At 68.2% G+C, this 26,597-nt stretch carries 32 protein-coding genes and 1 other RNA gene; 13 read left to right on the top strand and 20 right to left on the bottom strand.

Annotated elements, in window-relative coordinates; translation table 11 throughout:
- Positions 1-17 precede the first annotated feature (17 nt).
- From ABKF58_RS06395 to ABKF58_RS06370, 6 genes are all read left to right on the top strand, one after another.
- Entirely contained in the window at positions 18-464 is a 447-nt protein-coding gene (locus ABKF58_RS06395; protein WP_482583868.1) for a GNAT family N-acetyltransferase, read from the top strand.
- Between the two features lie 122 nt (positions 465-586).
- Positions 587-1,165 (top strand): beta-class carbonic anhydrase, encoded by a 579-nt coding sequence (locus ABKF58_RS06390; RefSeq protein ID WP_482583867.1) that lies wholly within the window; start codon positions 587-589, stop codon positions 1,163-1,165.
- On the top strand, positions 1,162-1,803 hold the full coding sequence (gene nadD, locus ABKF58_RS06385; RefSeq protein WP_482583866.1) for a nicotinate-nucleotide adenylyltransferase: 642 nt from the start codon (positions 1,162-1,164) through the stop codon (positions 1,801-1,803). The genes ABKF58_RS06390 and nadD overlap by 4 nt, the downstream gene beginning before the upstream one ends.
- A 78-nt stretch (positions 1,804-1,881) precedes the next feature.
- Entirely contained in the window at positions 1,882-2,250 is a 369-nt protein-coding gene (gene rsfS / locus ABKF58_RS06380) for a ribosome silencing factor (RefSeq protein WP_008952050.1), read from the top strand.
- Positions 2,251-2,340: 90 nt separating this feature from the next.
- The gene (gene rlmH / locus ABKF58_RS06375; protein WP_008952049.1) at positions 2,341-2,811 is read left to right on the top strand and encodes a 23S rRNA (pseudouridine(1915)-N(3))-methyltransferase RlmH; all 471 of its coding nucleotides are present in this window, start codon (positions 2,341-2,343) and stop codon (positions 2,809-2,811) included.
- A gap of 243 nt (positions 2,812-3,054) precedes the next feature.
- Complete coding sequence (locus ABKF58_RS06370; protein ID WP_482583865.1) at positions 3,055-3,573, top strand: YcnI family protein; 519 nt, start codon at positions 3,055-3,057, stop codon at positions 3,571-3,573.
- 215 nt (positions 3,574-3,788) lie between these two features.
- On the opposite strand, the gene ABKF58_RS06365 is transcribed toward ABKF58_RS06370, so the two are convergent.
- A complete protein-coding gene (locus tag ABKF58_RS06365; RefSeq protein ID WP_482583864.1) occupies positions 3,789-4,181 on the bottom strand; it encodes a YidB family protein in 393 nt (130 codons plus the stop codon).
- A 120-nt stretch (positions 4,182-4,301) separates the two neighbouring features.
- Between ABKF58_RS06365 and ABKF58_RS06360 the strand changes: the two genes are divergently transcribed.
- Positions 4,302-5,222 carry a lytic transglycosylase domain-containing protein gene (locus tag ABKF58_RS06360; RefSeq protein ID WP_482583863.1) on the top strand — a complete coding sequence of 307 codons (921 nt, stop codon included), beginning with the start codon at positions 4,302-4,304 and terminating at the stop codon, positions 5,220-5,222.
- Between the two features lie 284 nt (positions 5,223-5,506).
- Here the strand turns inward: ABKF58_RS06360 and holA are convergent, their stop codons facing one another.
- From holA to ABKF58_RS06330, 6 genes are all read right to left on the bottom strand, one after another.
- A complete protein-coding gene (holA, locus tag ABKF58_RS06355; RefSeq protein WP_008952044.1) occupies positions 5,507-6,511 on the bottom strand; it encodes a DNA polymerase III subunit delta in 1,005 nt (334 codons plus the stop codon).
- The gene (locus ABKF58_RS06350; protein WP_008952043.1) at positions 6,492-7,022 is read right to left on the bottom strand and encodes an LPS-assembly lipoprotein LptE; all 531 of its coding nucleotides are present in this window, start codon (positions 7,020-7,022) and stop codon (positions 6,492-6,494) included. Before ABKF58_RS06350 ends, holA begins: the two co-directional genes overlap by 20 nt.
- A 186-nt stretch (positions 7,023-7,208) precedes the next feature.
- Positions 7,209-9,827, bottom strand: a complete 2,619-nt coding sequence (leuS, locus tag ABKF58_RS06345) for a leucine--tRNA ligase (protein ID WP_482583862.1) — start codon at positions 9,825-9,827, stop codon at positions 7,209-7,211.
- A 229-nt stretch (positions 9,828-10,056) separates the two neighbouring features.
- Complete coding sequence (pip, locus tag ABKF58_RS06340; protein ID WP_482583861.1) at positions 10,057-10,998, bottom strand: prolyl aminopeptidase; 942 nt, start codon at positions 10,996-10,998, stop codon at positions 10,057-10,059.
- An 82-nt stretch (positions 10,999-11,080) separates the two neighbouring features.
- Positions 11,081-11,887 carry a sulfite exporter TauE/SafE family protein gene (locus tag ABKF58_RS06335; protein WP_014088695.1) on the bottom strand — a complete coding sequence of 269 codons (807 nt, stop codon included), beginning with the start codon at positions 11,885-11,887 and terminating at the stop codon, positions 11,081-11,083.
- A complete protein-coding gene (locus ABKF58_RS06330) occupies positions 11,887-12,345 on the bottom strand; it encodes an EVE domain-containing protein (RefSeq protein ID WP_294865684.1) in 459 nt (152 codons plus the stop codon). The genes ABKF58_RS06335 and ABKF58_RS06330 overlap by 1 nt, the downstream gene beginning before the upstream one ends.
- Positions 12,346-12,624: 279 nt before the next feature.
- Between ABKF58_RS06330 and ABKF58_RS06325 the strand changes: the two genes are divergently transcribed.
- The 3 genes from ABKF58_RS06325 (at position 12,625) to ABKF58_RS06315 (ending at position 13,414) form a co-directional block, all read left to right on the top strand.
- Positions 12,625-12,765 carry a hypothetical protein gene (locus tag ABKF58_RS06325; protein WP_482583860.1) on the top strand — a complete coding sequence of 47 codons (141 nt, stop codon included), beginning with the start codon at positions 12,625-12,627 and terminating at the stop codon, positions 12,763-12,765.
- Positions 12,766-12,892: 127 nt separating this feature from the next.
- Complete coding sequence (locus ABKF58_RS06320; RefSeq protein WP_482583859.1) at positions 12,893-13,090, top strand: hypothetical protein; 198 nt, start codon at positions 12,893-12,895, stop codon at positions 13,088-13,090.
- Positions 13,091-13,240: 150 nt separating this feature from the next.
- Positions 13,241-13,414, top strand: a complete 174-nt coding sequence (locus ABKF58_RS06315) for a putative periplasmic lipoprotein (RefSeq protein WP_014088698.1) — start codon at positions 13,241-13,243, stop codon at positions 13,412-13,414.
- 44 nt (positions 13,415-13,458) lie between these two features.
- Here the strand turns inward: ABKF58_RS06315 and ABKF58_RS06310 are convergent, their stop codons facing one another.
- The 5 genes from ABKF58_RS06310 to cobU all read right to left on the bottom strand — a co-directional run bounded on the left by ABKF58_RS06310 (position 13,459) and on the right by cobU (position 15,462).
- A complete protein-coding gene (locus ABKF58_RS06310) occupies positions 13,459-14,061 on the bottom strand; it encodes a 5-formyltetrahydrofolate cyclo-ligase (RefSeq protein ID WP_482584337.1) in 603 nt (200 codons plus the stop codon).
- Positions 14,062-14,095: 34 nt separating this feature from the next.
- A non-coding RNA gene (ssrS, locus tag ABKF58_RS06305) (6S RNA) lies at positions 14,096-14,279 on the bottom strand.
- 30 nt (positions 14,280-14,309) lie between these two features.
- Entirely contained in the window at positions 14,310-14,621 is a 312-nt protein-coding gene (locus tag ABKF58_RS06300) for a cell division protein ZapA (protein WP_008952034.1), read from the bottom strand.
- The gene (locus tag ABKF58_RS06295; protein WP_008952033.1) at positions 14,618-14,827 is read right to left on the bottom strand and encodes a hypothetical protein; all 210 of its coding nucleotides are present in this window, start codon (positions 14,825-14,827) and stop codon (positions 14,618-14,620) included. The genes ABKF58_RS06300 and ABKF58_RS06295 overlap by 4 nt, the downstream gene beginning before the upstream one ends.
- Positions 14,828-14,859: 32 nt before the next feature.
- Positions 14,860-15,462: a bifunctional adenosylcobinamide kinase/adenosylcobinamide-phosphate guanylyltransferase gene (gene cobU, locus ABKF58_RS06290; protein WP_482583858.1), complete on the bottom strand. Its 603-nt coding sequence runs from the start codon at positions 15,460-15,462 to the stop codon at positions 14,860-14,862.
- A gap of 180 nt (positions 15,463-15,642) precedes the next feature.
- On the opposite strand from cobU, the gene cobT reads away from it, so the two are divergent.
- Genes cobT through cobS form a run of 3 tightly spaced genes read left to right on the top strand, consistent with a single transcriptional unit; the run spans position 15,643 to position 18,001 of the window.
- A complete protein-coding gene (cobT, locus tag ABKF58_RS06285) occupies positions 15,643-16,689 on the top strand; it encodes a nicotinate-nucleotide--dimethylbenzimidazole phosphoribosyltransferase (protein ID WP_482583857.1) in 1,047 nt (348 codons plus the stop codon).
- The gene (locus ABKF58_RS06280) at positions 16,686-17,288 is read left to right on the top strand and encodes a histidine phosphatase family protein (RefSeq protein WP_008952030.1); all 603 of its coding nucleotides are present in this window, start codon (positions 16,686-16,688) and stop codon (positions 17,286-17,288) included. The genes cobT and ABKF58_RS06280 overlap by 4 nt, the downstream gene beginning before the upstream one ends.
- Positions 17,276-18,001, top strand: coding sequence for an adenosylcobinamide-GDP ribazoletransferase (cobS, locus tag ABKF58_RS06275; RefSeq protein ID WP_482583856.1), 726 nt, complete (start codon positions 17,276-17,278; stop codon positions 17,999-18,001). The genes ABKF58_RS06280 and cobS overlap by 13 nt, the downstream gene beginning before the upstream one ends.
- A gap of 69 nt (positions 18,002-18,070) precedes the next feature.
- Here the strand turns inward: cobS and ABKF58_RS06270 are convergent, their stop codons facing one another.
- From ABKF58_RS06270 to rfaE2, 8 genes are all read right to left on the bottom strand, one after another.
- Complete coding sequence (locus ABKF58_RS06270; RefSeq protein ID WP_482583855.1) at positions 18,071-19,210, bottom strand: hypothetical protein; 1,140 nt, start codon at positions 19,208-19,210, stop codon at positions 18,071-18,073.
- Positions 19,211-19,301: 91 nt separating this feature from the next.
- Complete coding sequence (speB, locus tag ABKF58_RS06265; RefSeq protein ID WP_482583854.1) at positions 19,302-20,267, bottom strand: agmatinase; 966 nt, start codon at positions 20,265-20,267, stop codon at positions 19,302-19,304.
- Positions 20,268-20,498: 231 nt separating this feature from the next.
- Positions 20,499-22,463 carry a PhoX family protein gene (locus ABKF58_RS06260; protein ID WP_482583853.1) on the bottom strand — a complete coding sequence of 655 codons (1,965 nt, stop codon included), beginning with the start codon at positions 22,461-22,463 and terminating at the stop codon, positions 20,499-20,501.
- 90 nt (positions 22,464-22,553) lie between these two features.
- On the bottom strand, positions 22,554-23,351 hold the full coding sequence (locus ABKF58_RS06255) for a YoaK family protein (RefSeq protein ID WP_482583851.1): 798 nt from the start codon (positions 23,349-23,351) through the stop codon (positions 22,554-22,556).
- Between the two features lie 86 nt (positions 23,352-23,437).
- Entirely contained in the window at positions 23,438-24,283 is an 846-nt protein-coding gene (locus tag ABKF58_RS06250; RefSeq protein WP_482583850.1) for an SPOR domain-containing protein, read from the bottom strand.
- The gene (locus tag ABKF58_RS06245) at positions 24,280-24,996 is read right to left on the bottom strand and encodes a type III pantothenate kinase (protein ID WP_482583848.1); all 717 of its coding nucleotides are present in this window, start codon (positions 24,994-24,996) and stop codon (positions 24,280-24,282) included. Before ABKF58_RS06245 ends, ABKF58_RS06250 begins: the two co-directional genes overlap by 4 nt.
- Complete coding sequence (locus ABKF58_RS06240; RefSeq protein WP_482583846.1) at positions 24,993-25,961, bottom strand: biotin--[acetyl-CoA-carboxylase] ligase; 969 nt, start codon at positions 25,959-25,961, stop codon at positions 24,993-24,995. The genes ABKF58_RS06245 and ABKF58_RS06240 overlap by 4 nt, the downstream gene beginning before the upstream one ends.
- The gene (gene rfaE2 / locus ABKF58_RS06235) at positions 25,958-26,458 is read right to left on the bottom strand and encodes a D-glycero-beta-D-manno-heptose 1-phosphate adenylyltransferase (RefSeq protein WP_482583844.1); all 501 of its coding nucleotides are present in this window, start codon (positions 26,456-26,458) and stop codon (positions 25,958-25,960) included. The genes ABKF58_RS06240 and rfaE2 overlap by 4 nt, the downstream gene beginning before the upstream one ends.
- Positions 26,459-26,597 lie beyond the last annotated feature (139 nt).

Genomic DNA, 26,597 nt, shown 5'->3' with positions numbered 1-26,597 from the left:
GCAAGGAGCACTGCCCTATGTCCACCACCCCCGTCCTGCTGTTGCGTCCGGCCCGCGCCGGCGACATCGACGCCCTCGCCGCGCTGTCCGGCGAACTGGGCTACCCGTGCGACCCGGCCCGGTTCGCGGCGCGCTGCGCCACGCTGCTGGCGGCACCGGAACAGCACTTCGTCGGCGTGGTCGAAGACAATGGGGCGGTGTGCGGCTGGATTCACGCTTTCGTGCTGACGCTGCTGGAAGCGGACCCCACCGTGGAAATCGGCGGGCTGGTGATCGGCGCCGACTGGCGCGGGCAGGGACTGGGGGCGATGCTGCTGGACGCCGGCGAGCAATGGGCGCGGCAACGCGGCATCGCCAGCGTCAGCCTGCGCAGCGCCGAACACCGCCACGATGCGCACCGCTTCTACCTGCGCCAGGGTTACCAGTACGTCAAGAACCAGTTGATGTTGCGCAAAACCCTCTAAATCACGGGGTTGGCATCGCCGCCAACCGTGGTAGCATTGCTGCCGACCAAAATAGAGCAATCACCCGAGATCCCGTGCAGCCACCCGCTGCCCGCGGGCAAGCATCGAAACAGGAGAACACCATGGGCCTGCTTAACAGCTTGCTGGAACACAATCGCAGCTTCGTCGACAACCGCGAATACGAGCAATTCCAGACCGACAAGTTTCCCGACAAGAGCCTCGCCGTGCTGGCCTGCATGGACGCACGCCTGGTGGAACTGCTGCCCAAGGCGATGGGCCTGAAGAACGGCGACGCCAAGCTGATCAAGAACGCCGGCGCGCTGGTCACCCACCCCTGGGGTTCGGTGATGCGCAGCCTGCTGATCGCCATCTACGAACTGCGCGCCGAGGAAATCTGCGTGGTGGCGCACCGCGACTGCGGCATGAGCGCCATCGACCCGGCGCGCATCCTCGACGCCGCCTGCCAGCGCGGCGTCAGCGCCGACACGCTGGCCACGCTACGCAGCGCCGGCATCAACCTGGAAGGCTGGCTCAAGGGCTTCGACAACGTCGAGGACAGCGTGCGCCACACCGTCAGCGTCATCCGCACCCACCCGCTGATGCCGCGCGACGTGCCGGTGCACGGCACGGTAATCCACCCGGTGACCGGCCAGCTCGACCTGATCGTCGACGGCTACGCCACCCTGCCCAAGGCCGCATGACCCACGCCATCGGGCTGTTCGGCGGTACCTTCGACCCGATCCACAACGCCCACCTGCGCATGGCCGAGGCGTTCCGCGAGCAGTGCCGCCTGGCCGAGGTGCGGCTGATCCCGGCCGGCCAGCCCTACCACCGCGCGCAGGCGCCGCACGCCACGCCGGCACAGCGCCTGGCGATGGTGAAACTGGCCATCGCCGGCCGCCCCGGTCTGGTCGCCGACGACCGCGAGGTGCACCGGCCGCGCCCGGCCTACACCGTCGAGACGCTGGAAGAGGTGCGCGCCGAAGTCGGTGCGGAGGTGCCGCTGTGGCTGTTGATCGGCGGCGACTCGCTGGCGACACTCGACCGCTGGCGGCGCTGGCGCGAACTGTTCGCGCTGGCGCACGTGGCGGTAGCACTGCGCCCCGGCTTCGATCCCGCCACCCTCCCCGCCGCCGTGCGCCACGAGTGGCAGACACGCCAAGTCCCTGATTTTCCAAATCGAACGCCTTCCGGTACAATCCGCCCCTTGGCTTTGCCGCCGGTGGCGCTGTCCGCCACCGACATCCGCGCCAGACTGGCGCGCGGGGACGACGTCAGCACGCTGATCCCCGCCCCGGTACTGGCCTACCTGCGCGCGCACGGACTCTACCAGCGGTAGCCCGTCCCGGCAGGCCAGAGCCCCTCATACCGGGTGTTGCCCTCGCGGCAGCGCCCCACCCTCATTGTGGAAGGAAACATGGATATCAACGCTATCGCCAAGCTGGCCGTGGAAGCCCTGGAAGACGTCAAGGGCAAGGACATCATCGAACTCGACACCACCGACCTCACCTCGCTGTTCCAGCGCATGATCGTCTGCACCGGCGACTCCAACCGCCAGGTCAAGGCACTCGCCAACAACGTGCAGGTGACGCTGAAGGAAGCCGGCGTCGACATCGTCGGCAGCGAAGGCCAGGAATCGGGCGAGTGGGTGCTGGTCGACGCCGGCGACGTGGTGGTCCACGTCATGCTGCCGGCGGTGCGCGACTACTACGACCTCGAAGCGCTGTGGGGCGGCCAGAAGCCGTCCTTCCTGCCCACCGGCGGCAAGCCGTGGTCGGTGGTCTGAGCGCCCGACTGACGTAACGACAAGGTTGGCCGAAGCCCCCGCGTCACGGCGCGGCACGGGCTTCGGCCAACCTTTTTGCCTGCTGACACCATGAAAATCACCATTCTCGCCGTCGGCACCAAGATGCCGCGCTGGGTCGACGAGGCCTACCAGGACTACGCCAAGCGCTTCGGCCGCGACGTCACGCTGGAGCTGAAGGAAATCAAGCCGGAGAAACGCGGCGGCGGCGTCACCGCGGAAAAGGGCATCGCCGCCGAACACGCCCGGCTCATGGCGGCCATCCCGCCGCGCAGCCGGCTGGTGGTGCTGGACGAGCGCGGCCGCAACTGGACCACGATGCAGCTGGCGCACGCGATGAAGGACTGGCTCGCCGGCGGCGACGACCTGTGCTTCGTCATCGGCGGCGCCGACGGCCTCTCGGACGAGCTCAAGGCGCGCGCCGACACCCTGCTGCAACTGTCGGCGCTGACCATGCCGCACGGCATGGTGCGCGTGCTGCTGGCCGAACAGCTCTACCGCGCGCTGTCCATCCTCAACAACCACCCCTACCACCGCGAGTGACTCCGGCTGCCAGCGCCCCGTCCCACGGCTGACAAGCTCCGCCGCGCCGGGCACCGCGCAGCCCCGGCCGAACCGCCGCTTTCCCTCCACTTTCCTGCCGTTTACCTACCACCATCGCGCCGGGCCAGGCCGCCCCGCGCCGGGGAAACCGCGCCACGGCTGCGACAGTTTGCCGCATTCCGCCGCCCGGCCGCGGCGATTACACTGCGCCATCAAGAATCATTCTCAACCAGGAATTCACCGATGCGCCGCTCCCTCGCCCTGCTGCCGCTGCTGTTCGCCGCCGCCGCTTCCGCCCACATCACGCTGGAAACCCCGCAAGCCGACGCCGGCAGCAGCTACAAGGGCGTGCTGCGTGTCGGCCACGGTTGCGACGGCGCGCCGACCACCGCGCTGCGCCTCATCGTCCCGCCCGGGGTGGAAAAGCTCAAGCCGATGCCGAAAGCCGGCTGGACCTTGGCGGTGAAGAAGCACAAGCTGGCCCAGCCCTACGACTACTACGGCGAACAGGTGGACGAGGACGTCAGCGAGGTGAGCTGGAGCGGCGGTACCCTGCCCGACGACTTCTACGACGAATTCGCCTTCCGCGCCCGCCTGCCCAAGACGCCGGGCGCAACGCTGTACTTCAAGGTCGAGCAGCGCTGCGCCAAGGGTGAAACGCGCTGGGTCGACATCCCGGCCGCCGGCCAGGACGCCCACGACCTGCCGACCCCGGCCGCGGCACTGAAGCTGACCGCGCCGGGCGAAGGGCATCGCCACTAGGCGGCGCGGCACACCGCATCCTGCCCGGCAGGATCCCGTGCGCCCGTCCCACCACCCTGGCCTGACACGGCGCCTCCCGGCATCGATAGCCGTGCCGCCTGGCCAGGACCGCCCCAAGGCCAAGAATCGTACCGGTCACGGCCGGGCCGGTGTGGCGTCAAAACAAGCGAGGCTCCCGCGGGAGCCTCGATCCGTCCTTGCGCTTCAAGCGCACATCAGCCGCGGCCGAACAGCCCCGACAGCGCCTTCAGCCCCTGCGCCGCCAGATCGCCCGACGGCAGCTCGCCGCCCGGCGTGAGCTTGTCCACCAGCTGCGGCAGCTGCTCTGCCAGCTGCTGCGACAACTGCGCGGTATCGATCCCCAGCGACTGCGCCAGCCCCGCCAGCTGCTCGTTGCCGAGCACCGCCTGGATCTGCTCCGGCGACACCGCCAGGTTGGCGCCGCTTCCCACCCAGCTGGACACGACGTCACCCAGGCCGCCCTGCTGGAACTTCTCGACCAGCCCCGCCACACCGCCATTCTGCTCCAGCAGGCCCTGCGCCACCCCCAGCAATCCACCGCCGGATTCGCCACCGAGCAGGCCGGACACTTGATCGAACAGGCTCATGTTTTCACCTCGCTTACTTGGAAAGTCAATTCAATGATCCTAGTATAAATAGCAAATAAATCAATCAGTTATATTTAACAAACCGTTGCTGACAGGGCCCTCATTATGAAGCCGAGATTGATGCTGCTGTTTGCCCTGCTAGTGTCCGGTTACGCCCGGGCCGATCTTTACGGCTACGTCGACGCGCAGGGACAGGCGCATCTGGCCAACTACCCGGTCGACGAACGCTACCAGTTGTTCCAGCGCGGCAGCTCGCCGACGCCCGAGCCCGCGGAGCGTTCCGCCGTCCTGGCCGACGCCACCACCCCGGGCCTGGGCGCCACGCTCAGCAGCGACAGCCGCCCCCCCGATCCGGTCAGCGTCAGCGAGGCCAGCCCCGCGCCCTTCGACCCGCAGCTGGCGGCACGCTTCAGCCGGCTGATCAGCCGCACCGCGCGCGAGTTCGGGCTGGACGTCCAGCTGCTGCATTCCATCGTCACGGTGGAATCCGCCTACAACCCGCTGGCGATCTCGCCCAAGGGCGCCATCGGGCTGATGCAGGTGATGCCGGCCACCGGCAAGCGCTTTGGCATCACCGCACTCACCGACCCGCGCCAGAATCTCCTGGCCGGGGCACGCTACCTGCGCTTCCTGCTGGAGCGCTTCAACCACGACCTGCCGCTGGTGATCGCCGCCTACAATGCCGGCGAGGGCGCCGTGCAGAAATACCGCAATACCATCCCGCCGTTCCGCGAGACGCGCGACTACGTGGCCAAGGTGCTGGCGTCCTACCAGCAGCGCAAGGGGGAGAGAGCGGGACGCGGGTGCGCGCCGTGTTCACGCCGGACGCCGCCGGGCTCTAGCCGGCCACGGAGGGGCAACGGCGCGGCGGCTAGAGACGGACGCCGAGAATATCGCCCAGCGAGTCGGCCAGGTCGCGATAGGTGGCGCGGTGGTCGAATACCCCGAGCAGGCCGGGGAAAGCATCCGGGCTCTGCAGTATCTGCGTCGCCTTGCGCGAACTCAGCTTGTGCACGCGCAGGATGCGCCCGTCCCAGTTGACCACCCGGCTATCGTCGGCGGTCAGCAGGGTATCCAGCGTTTGATAGATGTTCTCGACCACCATCATCTTGCTGCGCGTGCGGCCTTCGGCCTGCCAATTTTGTGCTGTCGCAGTCACACATGACTCCAATGTCATTTTCAAGATTCGGGATCTAGCCCATTTGAAATGACAATGGTAAACGTCATAGGTTTCCATGACAACCGTATATTTTTTGTGGAAATTGCTCCCGGCACCGCGCCAAAAGCAGAAAACGGCACGCGGGGAGCGTGCCGTCACGGGAAAGTCAGGCCGCCAGGCGGGCGCCCAGCGCCTTCAGCGCCGCCCAGGCGTCGCCGGGCTCGACCCCCTTGATCAGGCGGTCGATGCGCGCGCAGTCGGCCAACGCCGCCATCAGCGTGCGCGGCCCGATGCGGCGCAGCGCCGGCTCGGCCAGGCGCTGCTTGTCCCCCCACAGCTTGAGCTCGCGAGTGAGGTCGCGCACCTGGCGGCCATCCTTCAGCCCCTGGCGCAGCTTGAGCAGCATGCGCACGTCTTCGCTGAACGACCACAACACCAGCACCGGCGCCTCGCCCTCCGCCGCCAGGCCGTCGAGCATGCGCGTCACCCGCACCGTGTCGCCGCCCAGCCAGGCCGCCGACAGCTGGAACACGTCGAAACGCGCCACGTTGGCCACGGCATCCCGGATGGCGTCCAGGTCGAGGCTGGCGCCGGGGTGGAGGATGGCGAGCTTGTCGACCTCCTGGCGCGCCGCCAGCAGGTTGCCTTCGACGCGGTCGGCAAAGAAGCTCAACGCCTCCTCGCTCAGGCTCAGCCCCTGCGCCTTGAGGCGACGGCTGATCCAGCCCGGCAGCTGCTGCCGGCTCACCGCCGCGGCGTGCACCACCACCGCGGCCTTTTCCAGCGCGGCGAACCACTTGCTGGAGAGTTGCACGCGCTCGAGCTTGGGCAGGATCACCAGGGTCACGGTGTCGGCCGGCGGGGCTTCGGCCAACCTTTGCAACGCCTCGCCGCCTTCGCTGCCGGGCTTGCCGCCGGGAATGCGCAGCTCCAGCAGCTTGAGCGAGGCGAACAGCGACACGCTGCCCATCGCCTCGGTCAGCTGCGACCAGTCGAAGCCGCCCTCCACCGTCAGCACCTCGCGTTCGAGGTAGCCCTGCGCCCGCGCCGCCAGACGCAAGGCGTCGGCCGCCTCCAGCGCCAGCAGCGCCTCTTCGCCGTGGATCAGGTAGAGCGGCGCCAGGCCGCGCTCCAGCGCGGCGGGCAGGGCGTCAGGGCTGAGTGCCGGCATGCTCGCCCGGAGCCTCCTTCAGATAACCGAGGCGGGTCACCAGCTGCTCGGCGGCGTCACGCCGCATGTCGTTCCACAGCAGGGATTCTTCCTGTTCCTTGCCGAGAATCGCGCTGTCCGAATAGCCCAGGCTGCGGCGCACGATCACCGTCATGTCCGGGCCCCAGGCCACGCCGCGCTGGCTCAGCCGCGCCGTGACACGGTAGATCAGCTGGTATTCGTTGACCTTGCCGGCGCTGTTGATGGTGAGGATGTCCTTCGACACTTTTTCCTCGGTGATGGTCAGCGCCGCCTCGGCGTCCTTGGCCGACACCGTCACCGTGACGTGCGGCTGGCGCCTGAGCGCGGTGCGCAGGTAGGGCTTGAGGCTGCCGTCGCCGCCGGAAAGGTAGACGCTGCCAAACGGCATCTGGTGCACGGTCGAGCCCGCCGTGCCGCGCAGCTGGAAGCCGCAGGCCGCGAGCGAGAAGGCCAGCACGGCGCAGGCCAGCCAGCGGATGAATCGGGTCATGCCATTTCCCCCAGAGAAAAAGGCCGGGAAACCCGGCCCGTCGGGCCTGAAGGCCCGCTTAAGCGGTTCAGGAGCGTGTCGCGCGCCCCGGAGCGGGGCTTGGCAGGCTCGCGGAAACCGTGATGGACGCCCTGCCCACTCCGGTTTTCGCGCCGAGGCCGCGGGCGACAACGCCCGGACAGGTGCTTATACCACGATGTTGACGAGACGGCCCGGCACCACGATCACCTTCTTGGCCGGCTTGCCTTCCATGAACTTCTGCACGTTGTCGTTGGCCATGGCGGCGGCCTCGATCGCGTCCTTGGCGGCATCGGCGGCCACGGTGACGCTGCCGCGCAGCTTGCCGTTGACCTGCACCATCAGCTCGATCTCGCTCTTCACCAGCGCCGCCTCGTCGACCTTGGGCCAGGCCTGCGCCAGCAGCTCGCTGCCCGGCTGGAGCGCGTTCCACAGCGCATCGGTGATGTGCGGCACGATCGGCGACAGCAGGATCACCACCGCTTCCAGCACTTCCTGCGCCACGGCACGACCGACGTCACCGCCCTTGTCGGCCTTGTCGTAGGTGTTGAGCAGTTCCATCACCGCGGCGATGGCGGTGTTGAACTGCTGGCGGCGGCCGTAGTCGTCCGCCACCTTCTGGATCGTGCCGTGCAGCTTGAAGCGCAGCTCCTTCAGGCCGGCGTCGAGCTCGCCGCCCCGGTAGGCCGCCACCACGCCGCCGTCGGCATGGTCCTTGACCACCTTCCACAGGCGCTTGAGGAAGCGGAACGCGCCTTCCACGCCGGCGTCGGACCACTCCAGGCTCTGCTCCGGCGGCGCCGCGAACATCATGAACAGGCGCGCGGTGTCGGCACCGTACTTCTCGATGAATTCCTGCGGGTCGACGCCGTTGTTCTTCGACTTGGACATCTTCTCGATGCCGCCGATGGCCACCGGCTGGCCGTCGACGCGGTGCGTGGCGGCGACGATCTTGCCCTTGCCGTCGCGCTCCAGCACCACGTCCTGCGGCGCGATCCAGTCCTTGGAGCCGTTCGGCAGGTCGCGGTAGAAGGTCTCGCACACCACCATGCCCTGGGTCAGCAGGCTCTTGAACGGCTCGTCGGACGACACCAGGCCCTCGTCGCGCATCAGCTTGTGGAAGAAGCGCGCGTACAGCAGGTGCAGGATGGCGTGTTCGATACCGCCCACGTACTGGTCGACCTGCAACCAGTAGTCGGCGGCGTGCTTGTCGACCATCGCGGTGTCGCACTGCGGGCTGGCGTAGCGCGCGTAGTACCACGACGACTCGACGAAGGTGTCCATGGTGTCGGTTTCGCGCTTGGCCGCGCCGCCGCACTTGGGACACGCGGTCTCGTAGAATTCCGGCATCTTGGCCAGCGGGGAGCCGGCGCCGTCCGGCACCACGTTCTCCGGCAGCACCACCGGCAGCTGATCGGCCGGCACCGGCACGTCGCCGCAGCACGGGCAGTGGATGATCGGGATCGGGCAGCCCCAGTAGCGCTGGCGGCTGATGCCCCAGTCGCGCAGGCGGTACTGGGTCTTCTTGGTGCCGTGCGCCTGGGCGGCGAGATCGGCGACGATGGCGTCGAACGCGGCCTGGTAGCCGAGGCCGTCGTACTTGCCGGAGTTCACGGTCTTGATCGAGTCGTCCTTGTCGGCGTACCACTCGCGCCACACGGTGGCGTCGAAGTCGTTGTCGCCGTCACGCTTGGCGATCACCTGCTTGATCGGCAGCGCGTACTTGTTGGCGAAGGCGAAGTCGCGCTCGTCGTGCGCCGGCACCGCCATCACCGCACCTTCGCCGTAGCCCCACAGCACGTAGTTGGCGACCCACACCGGCAGCGTGTCGCCGGTCAGCGGATGCACCACGGACAGGCCGGTCGGCATGCCCTTCTTCTCCATGGTCGCCATGTCGGCCTCGGCCACCGAGCCGGCCTTGCATTCGGCGATGAAGGCCTGCAGTTCCGGGTGGCTGGCGGCGGCCTGCGTCGCCAGCGGGTGCTCGGCGGCGACCGCGACGTAGGTGGCGCCCATCAGGGTGTCCGGGCGGGTGGTGTAGACCTTCAGCTCGCCGCCGTGGCCGACCGAGGTCTCGTCGTACGGGAACACGACCTCGGCGCCGAAGCTCTTGCCGATCCAGTTCTTCTGCATGGTCTTGACCTGCTCGGGCCAGCCGTCGAGCGTGTCGAGGCTGGTGAGCAGTTCATCGGCGTACTGGGTGATGGCGAAGTAATACATCGGGATTTCGCGCTTTTCCACCAGCGCGCCCGAGCGCCAGCCACGGCCGTCGATCACCTGTTCGTTGGCGAGCACGGTGTGGTCGACCGGGTCCCAGTTCACCACGCCGTTCTTCTTGTAGATCACGCCCTTCTCGAACAGCTTGGTGAACAGCCACTGCTCCCAGCGGTAGTAGTCGGGCTTGCAGGTGGCGAGCTCGCGCTCCCAGTCGAGCGCGAAGCCCAGGCTGTCGAGCTGCTTCTTCATGTAGTCGATATTGGCGTAGGTCCACGCCGCCGGCGCGCCGCCGCTCTTCATCGCGGCGTTCTCGGCCGGCAGGCCGAAGGCGTCCCAACCCATCGGCTGCAGCACGTTGTAGCCCTGGAAGCGCTTGAAGCGCGCCAGCACGTCGGTGATGGTGTAGTTGCGCACATGGCCCATGTGCAGCTTGCCCGACGGATAGGGGAACATCGACAGCGCGTAGTACTTGGGGCGCGAGGTATCTTCGACGGCCTTGAAGGCGGCGGTGCGTTGCCATTTCTGTTGCGCGGCGGCTTCGATCTCGCGCGGGCTGTAATGTTCTTGCATGGTGATCTTGTCGGAATCCGGAAAAAGGCTGAGAAATCAATCGGCCAATTATAGCCGCGCCAGGGGCCGGCGCAGAAGGGCTACGCAGGAAAAGCTCGCCCCGGCCGTCAACGTTGGCCGAAGCACCGGCTCGCCCGCCTGGCCGCCGCGGCCCGCGGCGGCGCGACGTTAGCGGGGGAAACGGGGCGACGGAGGCCGGGCAGTCAGCCCCGCGCCACGCCCCCGACCATTACGCCAGCCGTGCCTGGAAGCGCACCAGCGCACCCGTCACCGCCTGCAGGATGCCGGGCTCCCACAGCGAATGCCCGGCGCCCTCCACCATGGTCAGCTCGCCGCGCGGCCGGGCCTGCGCCAGCTCGTAAGCGGAGCTGGGCGGGCAGATCACGTCGTAGCGCCCCTGCACGATGATGCCGGGGATATGGCGGATGCGCTCCACGTTCTTCAACAGCTGGTTGTGCGGCAGGAACAGGCGATGGCTGAAGTAATGCGCCTCGAGCCCGGCCAGCGGCAAGGCGTTGAACTCGTTCGAGGCGCGCACCACCGCATCGGGGTTGGGCAGCAACGTGGCACAGCTGCTCTCGTACTGCGCCCATTGCCGCGCCGCCGCCAGGTGCACCATCGGCTCGGGATCGGTCAGGTGTTGGTAGTAGGCCTGCAGGAAGTCGCCGCGCACCGCCTCGGGCACCGGCGCGACAAAACGCTGTGCGGCCTCCGGAAAGAAGCGCCCCATGCCGGACAGGAACCAGTCGATCTCCTCGTCGCGACCGAGGAACACGCCGCGCAGCACCAGGCCGCTGACGCGTTGCGGATGCGCCTCGGCGTAGGCCAGCGCCAGCGTGCTGCCCCACGAGCCGCCGCACACCAGCCAGCGCTCGATGCCGAGGTGTTCGCGCAGCTGTTCGATGTCGTCGAGCAGGTGCGCGGTGGTGTTGCTGCGGATCTCGCCGCGTGGAATCGAACGGCCGCAGCCGCGCTGGTCGAACAGCACGGCACGGTAGAACGACGGATCGAACAGCTGGCGACAGGCCGGGGCACAGCCGTCGCCGGGGCCGCCGTGCAGGTACAGCACCGGCACACCGTCGGGCTTGCCGCATTGCTCCCAGTACATCAGGTGCAGGTCGTCCAGCGGCAACATGCCGCAGGCGTAAGGCTCGAGCGGGGGGAACAACATAATGTCTCTCTCTTGATTCTCGGATGGTGATCGTCCGCACTCTGCCGGTGCGGTACGCAAAACGGGGGGTACCAGTGGGGTACTAGTGCAGCAGGCTGTACAGCATCTGCGACGCCATCACCGCCATCAGCACGGCAAAGGCGCGTTTCAGGCCAGCCACCGGCAAGGCGTGCGCCATGCGCGCCCCCAACGGCGCGCACAGCACGGTCATCAGCATCAGCGCCAGCGTGGCCGGCAGGTAGACGAAGCCCAGCGAGCCCCAGGGCAGGCCGGGCGCGCCCCAGCCGCTCACCAGGTAACCGATGGCGCCCGACACCGCGATCGGCCAACCCAGCGCCGCGCTGGTGGCGATGGCGGTGTGCACCGGCACGTTGCACCAGTTCATGAACGGCACGCTCATCGAGCCGCCGCCGATGCCGACCCAGCTGGAAATCATGCCGATCGCGCCGCCCGCGCCGCACTGCCCGAGCAACCCCGGCATGTCGCGGCTGGCGGCCGGCTTGGCGCCGAAAAACAGCTGCAACCCGGCAAGATAGGCGTACACCACGAAGAACCAGCGCAGCACGTGGCCGGGAATCAGACCGGCGACCAGGCTGCCGAGGAAGGTGCCGGCGACGATGGCCGGCGCCATGCCGCGCACGATGCGCCAGTTCACCGCGCCCTTGCGATGGTGCGCCAGCACGCTGGAGAAGCTGGTGAACACCATCACCGCCAGCGAGGTGCCCACCGCCAGATGCTGCACGTGTTCGCCGCCGAGCCGGGCCGCCGACAGCACGCCCACCACCACCGGCACGATCACCAGCCCGCCCCCCACCCCGAGCAGGCCGGCGAGAAAACCGGCCAGCACACCGCAGCCCAGCAACACCAGGATCAAGGAAATCGACAGCATCAGATCAGTTGCTCCGTGATGTAGGTCCACTCGTCGGCGCTGACCGGGGTGATGGACAGGCGGTTGCCGCGCTTGAGCACGGTCATCCCGGCGAGCGGCGGGTGGCCGCGCAACTCGGCGGGGGGCAGCAGGCGGGTCTTAGCCAGGAAACGCACGTCCACGCACAGCCAGCGCGGCGCGTCGGTCGTGGACTTGGGGTCGAAATAAGGGCTGTCGGGGTCGAACTGCGAGGAATCGGCATGGGCCGCCGTCACCACTTCGGCGAGGCCGGCAATGCCGGGCTCGGGGCAACTGGAATGCCAGAACAACACGCGGTCGCCCGGCTGCATGGCGTCGCGCATGAAGTTGCGCGCCTGGTAGTTGCGCACGCCGGTCCACTCGAAAGCCTGCCCCGGCCGGGCGGCGAGATGGTCGATGGAGACCTCGTCGGGCTCCGATTTCATCAGCCAGTAACGCATGGAAAACCTATGTCTGTCGTCTGTCGCCGGGAACGGCGGCCGGCAAGGGCGGAGGCGGTCGCGGGGCACGGAATCGTCACGCCGCCCGCTCGCCCGGACCGGCAAAACGCACCTTCTATCGCAACAACCACTTAATAATTGTTAGCAATTTTCGGGTATCCGGCGGGCGGAAGCTTCGATTATGCTCGAATTGCACCTTCTGCCGGCATATTAATTGTGCGCAGCGCGCCGGCTTTACGCAACGAGCGCGCTCACCGGCAGCATAGAGGAGACTCCCTCATGAAAGCCCTGATTCTCGTTCTGGTGGCCGCCACCTTGTCGGGCTGCGTGATCCGGCCCTTGTACCCCTATCATGATCGTGACTACGATCATGACTACCATCATCGCGACTACGATGGCCGGGGCGGCTGGCGCCGCTGACGGGCGGTTACCGCGGCAGACATCAAGCATCGCCCGCTCCCGAACACGCTAGCGCCAGAGGCGCTCCTCGACAATCTCACAACCATCGGGTGGCAGCGATCCGGACGCCATCCCCCTAGAATATGATATGAAAAACCTGTTGCTTGTCCTGATTGCCGCCAGCAGCCTGTCGGCCTGCGTTGTCGAGCCGGCCCACGTCCGGGTGCGTTCGCCCATCGTACTCGAACCGGGGGTGATCGTCGCACCGACCTATTATGGTGGCTATGGCGGCGAGGAATACCGCCATCACCGGCACGAACGCCATGATGACGACGACGATAATTAACCAAGCGGTCACGGCCGCTCCCTGGATGGCTCTTGCCGGTGCGGCCCGCCATCCGGGCCTAGCGGCGGAGCCGAACGTGTCACCTTGCATCACCACTCTGCCTCACCAACCCTGGGCGGTGTCGGCCACGCCGCCGCCGGAGACCATAATATGAAAACCTTGCTGTTTGCCCTGATTGCCGCCGGCAGCCTGTCGGCCTGTGTCGTCGAGCCCGCCCACGTCCGCGTGCGCGCCCCCGTCGTCCTCGAACCCGCCGTGGTCGAGCCCGCCTACGGCGGCGGTGGCTTCTGTCCGCCGGGGCAGGCCATGAAAGGCCGCTGCTGACTCCCCCAGACGGAAAAAAGGCCGCATATGCGGCCTTTTTTCGTTTATGCGCCGACGGCCGCTTGCCGCGGGAAGCGGTGCAGTCCCGACTCGGTCACCAGGTAGTCCAGTTGTACGTCCCACGGCTCGCGCGGCACCCGCGTCACGCGCTGGCAGTCGTACGCCACCCCCACCAGCAGCGGGCGGCGGCGGTGCACCTGACGGTGCCGGAACGCCAGCGTGGTGTCGTAGAAGCCGCCCCCCTGCCCCAGCCGATAGCCTTCCTCGTCCACACCCAGGAGCGGCACGAACAGCACGTCCAGCTTGTGGGCGCGCAGTACCGGGCCATGGTACTCGGCGATGCCGTAGCGCGGGTGGCGGCTCCAGCGGTTGGCCGTCCCCAGCCGGGAAAACCACAGCCGGCGACCACGATCCGGAATTTGCGGCAGGAACAGCACGGCGCCACGGAACAGCGCGGCGCTCATCAGCGGCTCGAGGTCGAGTTCGGAACCGGCCGCGAGATAGCCGCCGATGCGCCGGCCGCGTGCCAGGAAGCGCCGGGCATGGCGCGCCACCGCCTCGGCAGCGGCCTGACGATAGGCGCGCGGCAAGGCCATGCGGGCACGACGGATGGCGCGGCGCAGGGCATGCTTGTCGTCGGGGGTCATGGACACGGAAGTGGTCACGATGGAATGAAAGGGGGAGCCCCCCGCGAGTGCCGTTCGGGCAAAATTCGCTTGAACCCTGTTTCCAGGGGGTCGCCTGCCTCGTGCATCGGGCACATCCGTCAGTGGGACGCGCGCACCCGCACGGTAGATGCTGGCAACCAAAGCGAACGCATTGGTTCAAAGGAATTTTTGAGCCGTCACGAACACCGCAGGGGATGAACTGATCTGTGCTGCGCCAGCTTCGCCGCTTAACCCAGCGAGTGCTGACTTTGTTGAAGCGCCGCATCGGCTGCTTCACTCATGGTTCGTATTTTACGCTGAAACTCTGCCATCTCCAAGCCACCCCCCACTTTTGTTTTCAGCAGATCGTGGGCGATATTGAGCGCGGCCATGATGGCGATCTTGTCGGCGTCGACGATGCGCCCCTGTCCCTTGATGGTGTTGATCTTGTCGGAGATCAGCTGCACCGCCTGCAGCAGGGTGTCACGCTCGGCCAGCGGCGTTCCTACGGTGAACTGCCGTCCCAGCAGTTCGATATCGACCTGAACTACCTCGCTCATGCCTCATTTTCCTCGGCTTTGGGCAGCCGCTCGATCAGCGCCGCCACCCGGGTCTTGGTTTCCTCGACGCGGAAGTGCAGTTCGGCGTTTTCCTTCAAGGCCTGCGCCAGCGCCTCGGCAAAGCGACCGTTCTGTGCTTCCAGCTCGCGGATGCGGGCGATCAGCGCCGCTACCCGGGATTCCAGATATTCAAGTTCTTTGTCCATGGCGGCGAGGATAGCCAAGCCTCGGCAGGGCGTCAAACCCCGCCGGGCGCCGCTGTCTCGGGGGCGGTACAACCGCTCGCGGCGGCCCGGAATGCGGGACTGGCAGTGCCCTCGGGCGGAGCCTTCAACACCAGCGGCAGACCGCAGGCGACCAGCGTAACGCGCTCGCAAAGGGCCGCGATATCCTGGTTGAGCCGTCCCAGCTCGTCGACGAAACGGCGTGACAGCCGCCCCAGCGGCACCACGCCCCAGCCGATCTCGTTGCTGACCAGCACGATCTCGCCGGGCAGCGTGGCCAGGGCGTGCAGCAGGGCCGCCTTCTCACGCGCGAAATCGGCCTCGTCGAGGCCGTCGTCGAGGCAGAAGCGCATCAGCCACATGCCGAGGCAATCGACCAGCAACAGGGTGTCGGCGGCGGCGGCGCGCTCCAGCACGGCGGCCAGGCCGCGCTCGGCCTCGCACAGGGCCCAGTGGGCCGGACGGCGCTCCCGGTGCAGCGCGACGCGCGCCGCGAAGTCGGCGTCCGTCACCGCGGCGGTGGCGACGTAGGCGACCGGACCCGGGTGGGCCAGCGCCAGCTGTTCGGCGAAGCGGCTCTTGCCGGAGCGCGCGCCGCCGCTGATGAGGTGGGTCATGGCGGGATGATCTGCTGATGAAAAAGGGGGCGCGGCGGGACGCTTGGCCATCCGGTGTAGATACGGACGGCGGCCGCGGCGCTATTATACCCGCCGCTACCCACGCTTTCCCGACAAACTGCCCCCGTGGCCGGTACGCCTCTGTTGCCGTGACCCCGGGCTTGGCTTAAGGTCTCGCCCATGACGACATTCCTCTCCCCCATTGCCGCTCCCGATGCGGCCTCCGCCGCCCTGGCCCGCGCCCGCCAGGACACCCTGACCAAACCTGCCGGCAGCCTCGGCCAACTGGAAGCGCTGGCCTGCCGCTTTGCCGGCTGGCAAGGCAAGGTGCAGCCGGCACCGCTGCGGCCGGCGATCACGCTGTTCGCCGCCGACCACGGCGTGACGGACGAAGGCGTGTCCGCCTTCCCGCAGGCGGTGACCGCCGAGATGGTGAAGAACTTCGCCGCCGGCGGCGCGGCGATCTGCGTGCTGGCACGCCAGCACGGTGCCCGGCTCGAGGTGGTCGACGCCGGCGTGGCCGGCGATCTCACCGGCTTGCCCATCGTGCACGCCAAGGTGCGCCGCGCTTCGGCCAACCTGCGCCGCGAGGCCGCGCTCTCCCTGGCCGAGGCGGAAGCCGCGCTGGCGGTGGGACGGGACGCCGCACGCCGCGCCGTGGAAGCGGGCGCCAACCTGCTGGTGGCCGGCGACATGGGCATCGGCAACACCACGCCGTCGGCGGCGCTGATCTGCCGCCTGTCCGGCGCCGCGCCGGAGATCGTGGTCGGCCGCGGTACCGGGGTCGACGACGCCGGCCTGGCGCTCAAACGCCAGGTGGTGGAGGACGCGCTGACGCGGCTGGCCGGGCGCGAGCTGGCGGCGCTGGAGGTGCTGGCCGAGCTGGGCGGGCTGGAAATCGCCGCCATCGCCGGCTTCTACCTGGAAGGCGCCGCGCTGGGCGTGCCGTCGCTGGTGGACGGTTTCATCACCAGCGCCGCTGCGCTGGTGGCCAAGGCGCTGCAGCCGGCGGTGGCCGACTGGCTGATCGCCAGCCACCGCTCGCAGGAAACCGGCCACGGCATCGCGCTGGAAGCCCTGGGTCTGACGCCGCTGGTGGAGCTTGGCCTGCGCCTGGGCGAGGGTTCCGGCGCCGCGCTGTGCCTGCCGCTGCTGCAGTCGGCGATCCTGCTGCACAACGAGATGGCCACCTTCGCCGAGGCCGGCGTGTCGGAAAAGGCCGAGTGAACCCGTACACGCTGACCTTGCTGCGCCACGGCGACATCGACCACGAGGGGCGGCTGGTGGGCCGTCTCGACCTGGCGTTGAACGAGCGCGGCCGGCGTCAGCTCGCCGCCAGCTGGCAGCGCGTCAACGCCCTGGCGCCGGTCACCGCCATCGCCAGCTCGCCGCTCAAGCGCTGCCGCGAATTCGCCGTGCAGCAGGCGCTCGCCGGCGGCGTGCCGCTCAAGCTGGACGAGCGGCTGGCCGAGTGCGACTTCGGCGCCTGGGACGGCATGGCGCTCGCCGAGCTGGCGGCGCGCCACCCCGACTGGAGCCAAAGGTTGGCCGAAGGCTCGCTCGACGCCCCCGGCGGCGAGGACTTCGACACCTTCCGCACCCGCGTGCTGGCCGGTTTTGCCGGCTGGATGAGCGAGGCGCGCGGCAGCCACCGCGTGCTGGTGAGCCACGGCGGCGTGATCACCGTGCTCTTGGCCGAGCTGCTCGGCACCGGCTTCAACGTGGCGCGGCTGTTGACGGTACAGCGTGGCGGCTTCGCCCAGCTCTCCATTCTCGACGGCCACCCCGCCTACCTGCTGCGCCTGGAGCCGCCATGCGCGGACTGATCCTGGCGCTGCAGTTCCTCACCCGGCTGCCCACCCCGGCGCTCGAGGAGTACCGCCCGGAGTGGCTGGCCGACAGTGCGCGCTGGTTCACCGTGGTTGGCGCGCTGATCGGCGCCCTGCTGGCGGCGGCGCTGTGGCTGGGCACGCGCGTCGACCCGTGGCTCGGGGCGCTCGCCGCGCTGGGCGCGTGGGTCTGGGTCAGCGGCGGGCTGCATCTGGACGGCCTGGCGGACCTGGCCGACGGCCTGGGCGCCGCGCACCGTTCGCGCGAGCGCATGCTGGCGGTGATGAAGGAGCCGCACGTCGGCAGCTTCGGCGTGATCGCGCTGGTGCTGGCGCTGATTGCCAAGCTGGTGCTGCTGATGCTGCTCGCCAAATCCTCAGCCAACCTGTGGGGGCTGCTGCTGCTGCCGGCCTGGGCCCGCCTCGGCGCGGTCTGGTGGTCGGCCACCCTGCCGCCGCTGGCCGCCGGCAGCGCCGCGCTGTTCGCCGGCAAACCGGACTGGCGCGCCCAGGCACTGGGTGCCGCCGCACTCGCGCTGCTGTCCGCGCTACTCGCCCCGGCCCTGCTGCTGGCGCCGCTAGCGCTGTGGGGCTGGCGCCGTTTCCTGGCACAACGTGTGGGCGGCATGAGCGGCGACTGCCTCGGCGCTGGCGTGGAATTCAGCGAGATCATGCTGCTCTTGCTGCTGGTCGTCGCCCCCGTACTCTGAATCTCCTCGAGGCCCGGCCCCGCGCCGGGTGTCATCGCCCGCCCCTACCGGCCTCGCTGTCGCGCTCCCTCAGCGCAACGGCAGCGCCGCCTCGCCACGATGGCGGTCGACCACTTTCCATGGCAGCACCGGCCATTCCGGGTACTCGCAGGCGCGCGCCACGCGCGGGAACGACGGCCCAAGGTACAGCCCCTGCGGCAGCGGGTACCAGGTCGGCAAGGTCCACAGCCCGCTGTCGCGGTAGTCGCAGCCGTCGTCCTTGCCCGGCGATGCCATCTGCTGCGGGTAGAGCTGGCGCAGGGTGCGTGCCAGCCACGGGCCGAGCACCTTGTTCTGGTAGTCGTAGTTCTGCAAATGACCGTCGGCGTCGCGCGCCAGCCGGGGCTTGCCCTGGCCCAGCCACAGCACGTCCTCCAACTGCAGTTCGCGGCCGCTCTGCACCTCGAGGTTGAGCGGGTTGTCGCCGAAATCGGGGTGGGCGCCGCCGCAGTCGAAACTGGTGAACACGCTGGCGCTGAGCACGTGCTCGTTGAGCAGGCGCGGCGTGACCGTCTGCTCGTAATCGAAGCCGCGGCGGCGCGCACCGCCGAAGGCACAGTCGAAATAGCCGTTCACCTCCTGCCAGTGCCGGCTCTCCAGCACGCGGTTGAGGCGCTGCTGCACTCCGGCGGGGTAGCCCTCCTCCACCCGGAAGAAGCGGATCTTGCTGACCGGCTCCTGCCACCAGCGCAGCCGGTAGCTACCGACGCGCTGCTCCCGCCCCGGACGCAGCGTCAGGTCGGCCAGGCGCACGAACTCGTAGGGATGCTGCAGGCGCAGCCGCGCCAGCGCGGCCACCTCGCTGGTGGGCAAGGCGTCGGGCGGAAGCGGGCTCAGGCTGATCGGCTTGCTGCCCTGCCAGCGTCCCCGCCAGCCACCCTTGCCATCCGGGCGCAGCACCAGGTCGGTACGGCTCTCGTCGTAGCCCTGGTTCTCGCCCAGCGTGACGCTGCCGTCGGCGCGGCGCTGGCCGTCCAGCGCGATGTCGTGGTGATACTTGCGGTAAAAGTAGCGGCCGTCAGCCTTGCCATCCTTGGCGAGGTTCAATTCCATCACCACCGCGGCGCTGCCGATCTGGCCCTGCAGCAATTGCGCTGCCGCCGGCAGCGGCGACAGCAGGCCGGCCGCACCGAGGGTGGCGAGGCCGACACGGAGCATCATGGTCTTCATACGGGTATCCGGCATCGATCTGACAGCAGCATACAAAAAACAACGCCACTGCAGTGCAGTGGCGTTGTCAGGCTGTGGACGGGAGAAACGCTTACAGCGTACCGGCCAGCTTGCGGTTGCGCAGCAGGCACAGCAGATCGCAGGCGATGTGCGCCGCAGCCAGCGCGGTGATCTCGCTCTGGTCGAACGGCGGCGACACCTCCACCACGTCCATGCCGACCAGGTTCACGCCATCCAGGTTACGAACGATCTTCAGCGCCTGCGCCGTGGTCAGCCCGCCCGGCACCGGAGTGCCGGTGCCGGGGGCAAACGCCGGGTCGAGACAGTCGATGTCGAAGGTGAGGTAGGTCGGATTGTCGCCGACGATCTCCTTGATGCGCGCGATGGCGGCATCGGTGCCGTGGTCGTGCACCCACGGCGCGTCCAGGCGCTGGATGCCCATGAAATCGTCGTTCCAGGTGCGCAGGCCGACCTGCACCGAGGTCTGCGGGTCGATCAGGCCGTCCTTCACCGCCTTGTAGAACATGGTGCCGTGGTTCAGCGAGTCCGGGCTGTCGTCCGGCCAGGTATCGCAGTGCGCGTCGAAGTGGATGATCGACAGCGGCTTGCCGAACTTCTCGGCGTGCGCGATCAACAGCGGGTAGGTGACGTAGTGGTCGCCGCCGAAGGTCAGCATCTTGGCGCCGGAGGCCAGGATGGTGCGCGCGTGCTCGATGATGCTGTCCTTGATGGTCAGCGGGTTGTGGGCGTCGAACCAGCAGTCGCCGTAGTCGATCACCGCCAGATCGTCGAACGGGTCGAAGCCCCACGGGAACGGCTTCAGTTCGGCCAACTGCACGCTGGCGGCGCGCACCGCCGCCGGACCGAGGCGGGCACCGGGGCGGAAGGTCACCGCCAGGTCGAGCGGGATGCCGGAAATCGCCACGTCGACGCCGCTGAGGTCGCGCGTGTAGTTGCGGCGCATGAAGCTGAGCACGCCGGCGTAAGTGTTTTCGATCGAGGAACCGTACAGCGAGGTACGACGAATGGCGCCATCGCCATGAATCGTGTGAGACATGAAACTCTCCGTCAGAGAGTACGCCGGAGCGGCACCACAGCCGGCACCGACGCTTCCCGTCCATCTTGCGAGCCGACGGGTTGAGGCTGCCGCGCCGCCTTGGCACGGAGGCCGATAGTGTGCCGCGCCGGCCCGGTACTTTCAAGCCCGCCGGGGTTGGCCGAAGCCGCCCCAGCATGAAAAAAACCGGCGGAGACACCGCCGGCAGAGGCTTCAGAGGTACGACGAAAATCAGGAGCCGATCACGCCGCCGTCCAGCTTGCGGATCACCACGGTGGCGGCACGCGGCCGGCCGGCTTTCGGCCCCTCCGGCCAGCTCGAGATCGCCAGCGGCTTGTCCGGATCGGAACGCTCGCTGTCCGGCTCGCCCGGGTGCTGGATATTGATGAACAGCGTCTTGTTGTCCGGGGTGAAGGCGATGCCGGTGATCTCGCAGCCGTTCGGGCCGGTCAGGAAGCGGCGGAACTCGCCGGTCTCCGGCACCACCGCCAGCATCTGGTTGTTGCCCATACCCTGGTACTCCTTCATGTTCACCGTCGAGGTGGAGACGTCGGTCTCGACCCACAGCACGCCGTTGTAGTCGAACTTGAGGCCATCCTGGCTGCCGAAATAATCGCCCTTGATGTTGCCCTTGTGCTCCGGCTTGGCCGCGTCGGGGCGGCCGGCCAGCGCGAAGATGTCCCACTTGAACGCCGTGGCGGCGGCGTCGCCGCCGTGCTCGTTCCAGCGGATGATGTGGCCGAACTTGTTGTCGGCGCGCGGGTTGGCGGCGTCCGGGCCCGGCTTGCCGTCCTTGCCGCGGTCGCTGTTGTTGGTCAGCGTGCAGTACACCTCGCCCGGCTTGTGGCTGTGCACCGCGATCCATTCCGGACGGTCCATCTTGGTCGCCCCCATCACGTCGGCCGCCATACGCGCGTTGATCACCACGTCGCCCTGGCTGGCGAAGCCCTTGTCGGCGCTCAGTCCGTTCTGGCCGGCCACCAACGGCAGCCACTGGCCGGAACCGTCGGCGTCGAAGCGCGCCACGTACAGCGTGCCCTCGTCCAGCAGGTGCATGTTGGCCTTGCGGTTTTTCGGATTGAACGTGTTCTTGGAAACGAACTTGTAGATGTACTCGAAGCGCTGGTCGTCGCCCATGTACACCACGGCGTGGCCGGACGGTGCAATCGTCACCGTCGCGCCTTCGTGCTTGAAACGGCCCAAGGCCGTGCGTTTGACCGGCTTGGATTTCGGATCGAACGGATCGATCTCCACCACCCAGCCGAAGCGGTTCGGCTCGTTCGGGTTGAGCTGGGCGTCGAAGCGGAAATCTTCCCATGCCCACTTGTAGCCGGCGTCCTTGTTGGAGATGCCGTAGCGCTTCTCCAAGTCGGTCAGCCTGCCGGAATCGTTGACGAACACGCCGTCGAAGTTTTCTTCACAGGTGAGGTAGGTGCCCCACGGCGTCGGGCCGCTGGCGCAGTTCTGGAAGGTGCCGAGCACTTCCACCCCCTTGGGGTCGGCCTCGGTCTGCATCAGCGCATGGCCGCGCGCCGGGCCCTGGATGGCGATCGGGGTATTGGCATGGATGCGGCGCGCGTACCTGGACGGGCGCACCACCTTCCAGCCGCCCTTGCCGGTGGCCTCGACCTCGATCACCGACACCCCCACCGCCGCCTGCGCCTTCTTCACCTTGTCGGCGTTCCAGGTCTTCATGCCGTCGCTGTGCAGCAAGCCGTCGTCGGTGTATTCGTGGTTGATCGCCATCAGGCCGTGCTTGGAGCCAGTGGAGCCCAGCGGCAGCGGGAAGAACGCCATGCCGTCGTGGTGCATGCCGGCCTGCAGTTCCTGCTCGGCGGCGCTGTTGGATGCATCCGGCTTGAACGCCGGCATCGCCCCCTTGATGCCCACCGGATCACCCCAGGCGTACAGCACGTCCGCCACGTAGCCTTCCGGCACCACCACCTTGTCCTCGAAACCGAACGGGACCGGTTTGAAGCCCAGCACCGGAGCCTTGCGCGCGAACGGCACCTGCGCCGCCTCGGCCAGCGTGGCCAGGCTACCGCCCAGCAGGCCGGCCAGCCCGGCCGCCCCGGTGCCTTTCAGCACGCCACGGCGCGAGAAACGCGCTGCCAGCACCTCGGACAGGGCCAGGTTGGCCGAAGGATTGGTCGGTTCGTCCACGCCGTGCTGCTTGATCCTGTAGCTCTCGCTCATTACAACGCTCCTGGAAAATCGGTCTCACCCCGCAGGGAATCGACCGCCAAGCCTAAGAGCGCGACATGACAAACAGATCACGACGTCATGTCAATTTGATGAATGATCGCGCGCCGCCCAGCCCTGCTGCTGCCACAGGCGCAGACGCAGCCTCACGTCGTACCACACCGGGCGCAAGCCGAGCAGGAACAGCCCGCCCGCCAGCGGCAGCGAAAAGCCGAAACCGAGATGCTTGAAACCCAGCGCCCCGACCACCCCGCCGACGAAGAACGACACCAGGATCAACAGGTAGAGCCGCAGCTTGGCATGATTGGCCTGCACCCGTTGCACCCGCGTCGGGCCGGCGCGATCGAGGTAAAACAGCTTGGCCAGCTCGATGCCGATGTCGGTGGCGGTGCCGGTCATGTGCGTGGTGCGCAGCAGCCCGCGCGACAGCTTGGTGACGATGGTGTTGTGCATGCCCATGATGAAGCACAGCAGCAGCACCGTCGGCGGCGTCAACAGCCCCTTGTGCGTCGACAGCCCCGCCCCCAGCAGGCCGAACAGCAACAGCAGCAGGGCCTCCTCCATGATCGACACGCCGTAGCCGCCGCGCAGGCGGCGGCGCCGCGCCCAGATGATCAGCCAGGTGGAATGCATCGCCCCGGCCACGAAGCTCACCAGCATCAACAGCGCGGACAGGGCCAGGCGCAATTCACCCAGCGCGAAATGGTCCGCCATGCTGGAGACGACGCCGGAAACGTGGGAGGTGTAGCGGTGTACCGCGAGGAAACCGCCGGCGTTGAGGGCGCCGGCGCTGAACGCCATCGACCAGCCGAGCTGATGGATGACCCGGTCGTTGAAAGGCCCCCGGTCCAACAACCGGGTGATATTGACGCGTCGCGACATGGCAGCAGATGGCCAAAGAAAAAGCGGCAGGAGCGCCGCTTTTCAATAATGCGCCGCCCGCTGCGCACTGGCAAGCGGGCCGACGTTCACGGACACGCCGCCAGCGGCACTCCCGGCAGCAAACGCTTCTGCAATGCCTCAAGATGCGCAACCTGCTGCGCGTTCAGCGCCCCCAGCGTGAGCCGGGTGCGGGTCACCTGCTGACCACGCGGCTCGACCTGCACCTTGGCATACCCCGCCGCCTTGGCCTTGGCCGCCAGCGCCTGGGCCGAGGCCTCGCTGCCGAACAGGCCGAGCGACACGCTGCCCTTGCGCTCGTCGTTCTGCACGATATAGCCGTCGAAACCCTTGCCCTTGAGCTCGGCCAGCAAGGTCTGCGCTTCGGCCGGCGTCGCCAGCGCCGGGTGGAAGACCCAGAACTTGCCGTTGCCGCGCAGCTCGCTGCTCTGCGCCTCCTTGAGCTGACCCGCGCCGAGCTTGAGCGATGCCAGGCGCGCCTTCACACGTGCCAACTGGCGCGCCTCGAACGGCCCCCACTGGTAGCACGCCAGCGCCTCGGGCTTGGCTGCTGCGACCTTCGGAGCGGCCACGACCGGGGCCGGCGGCACCGCTGCCAGCTTGGGCGCAGGCACGGGCTTGGCCTCCACCGGATTCGGGGCTGGCACGGCTGCCTTTCCTGGCGCAACCGCCGGCACGGCATCGAGCGAGGCCGGCAGCGCGGTCGGGGTCGCCGCGGCGGCCGGCGCGCTCGTCGCCGCCTTCACCGTCATTGCCAGCGGGGCCGATGCGACGACCCAGCCGGCAGGCAGCAGCTTGAGCGACTCCGGGCTGACTTCCTGGGCGTGGATATCGACCGTCGGGTGCGGCTTCAGCGCCCCATACAACGCCGCCACCAGATTCAGCCCAACCACCAAGGCTAGAAACCACTTCATGATTCGCCCGCCACTTTTAACAATCCCATAAGGACCAGATTATCCACGATCCGCAGCGGTGCCGCGAGCCAGGGTGCCAGCCGCTCGGCATCGCCCCCGGTCAGCAGCAGTTCGGCCGGTCCACGTCCGGTGGTCTCGGCCAGACGGCGCCGCATGCGCTCGATCGCGCCGCACAAGGCGTCCACCGCGCCCGACGCCAGCGCATCCTGCGTGCCTTGCGGAAATGCCACCACCTGCCCCGGCACCCGGTTGAGGTTGGCGGTACCGCGCGCCAGGCTCTCCAGCATCAAGGCATGGCCGGGCAGGATCAGCCCGCCCAGATAATCACCCTCGGCGGTCAGCGCCTCCACCGTCAACGCGGTACCGGCGCAGGCCACCACCACGTCGCCGACGCTCAGCGCACGCGCCGCCAGCACCGCCAGCCAGCGGTCTGCCCCCTGCTCGCCCGGGTCACGGTAATGGTTGCATACTCCGCCACCGTCACGCTGCGACCTTACCCACTGCACCGGCTGCGGCACCGCCGCCTCCAGCGCCGCCGTCACCGCCGCACTCGCCACCGAGGCCGCGTGCACACTGCGAATGGGATACCCCGCCCAGACCGCGGCCAGGGTTGGGATGTCGGCGTGCGACACCGCCCCCTGCGCCAGCCAGTCGCGGCCATCGTGCAGCGCCCACTTCACCCGGGTATTGCCGGCGTCGATCAGCAGCTTCACGACAACGGCCTCAGGCTCACTTCACCGACGTGGAAGCGCTGCATTCCCGCCGCTGTTTCCACTTCCAACGCGCCGTCGTCGGCCACGCCACGGGCGATACCCTCGATCGGTTCGCCGTGCGAGAACGACAGGCGCACCGGGCTGTCGCGGTGCGCCGACAACGCCAGCCACTCCTCGCGTACTGCGGCGAACCCCTGTTTGGCAAAGGCGTCGAGCACCTGCTGCAGCTCGTTGAGCAGCGCTGCCAGCAGGGCATTGCGCCCCACGCGCACACCGGCCTGGTCCAGTGCCGCCACCGGCTGATCGACCTCGCCCGGCGACTGCAGGTTGAGGCCGATGCCGATCACCACCGCCGCCGGCCCCATCGCCTCGCCGGAGAGCTCGATCAGGATGCCGGCCAGCTTCTTGCCGTCGAGCAGCACATCGTTCGGCCACTTCAACATCACCGGCGCCCCCAGCGCGCGCAGCGCGCGCGCCAGCGCCACGCCGACCGCCAGCGACAGGCCGGCGAGCCCCGCCAGACCCTTGTCGAAGCGCCACAGCAGGGAGAAGGTCAGCCCCGCCCCCAAGCGCGCCTGCCAGCGCCGGCCAAGACGGCCGCGCCCGGCGCTCTGCAACTCGGCGGCCAGCACCAGGCCGTGCAGATCGCTGCTGGTGGCATGCTGCATCAGCTGGGAATTGGTCGAATCGATGCGCTCCGCCACCGCCACGGTGAGAGCCTCCGCCGCCACCGGCGAGAGTCCGGCGCGGATCGCGGCCACATCCAGCCATTCGAACCCTTCGGCCAACTTGTAGCCCTGGCCGCGCACGCTGTACACCGTCAGGCCGAAATCGTTCTCGATGACGTGCACCGCCTGCCACACCAGGGTGCGCGACACCCCCAGCTGCTGCGCGATCGCCTCGCCGGAATGAAAGCGGCCGTCGGACAACGCCCTCAGCACCGCGAACGCGTATTGCTCGCTCACGCCTTGCCTTCGCTTTCGCGGATCTTCTGCAGCGTCGCGGTGGTCGAGGTGTCGAACAGGAACGGGATCGAATGCACCTGGCCGCCGCGTGCCAGCGTTTCAGCCGCGCCGACGATGCGGTCCGGGGTCCAGTCGCCCCCCTTCACCAGCACGTCGGGCTTGACCACCTCGATCAGCTCGGCCGGGGTATCGCTATCGAACCACGTCACCAGGCTGACGCTCTCCAGCGCCGCCAACACCGCGGCGCGGTTGTCCTGGGAATTGATCGGACGGTCGTCGCCCTTGCCCAGGCGCTTGACCGAGGCATCGGTGTTGATCGCCACCACCAGGCCTGCCCCCAGCGCCGCCGCCTGCGCCAGATAGGTCACGTGGCCGCGATGCAGGATGTCGAAGCAGCCGTTGGTGAAGACCAGCGGGCGCGGCAGCGTCGCCAGCCGTTCGGTCAGCTGCTCCGGCGGACAAATCTTGTTTTCAAACAGGGGAGAGGGATAGCTCATGGATTTCCTTCAAACTGACCGGACGCGTCTACATCTGCGCGCCACGGCCTTGCGGCTCGACAAGTCAGTCAGGATACCATCCGTCACGGCGGCCCCCAAGCACCGCCTTGCCGGTAAAACGGCGGCGACCAGGGATGCA

Source organism: Pseudogulbenkiania sp. AW2-16 (genome assembly GCF_056824575.1).
This window is presented reverse-complemented; position numbering and strand designations above follow the sequence as displayed.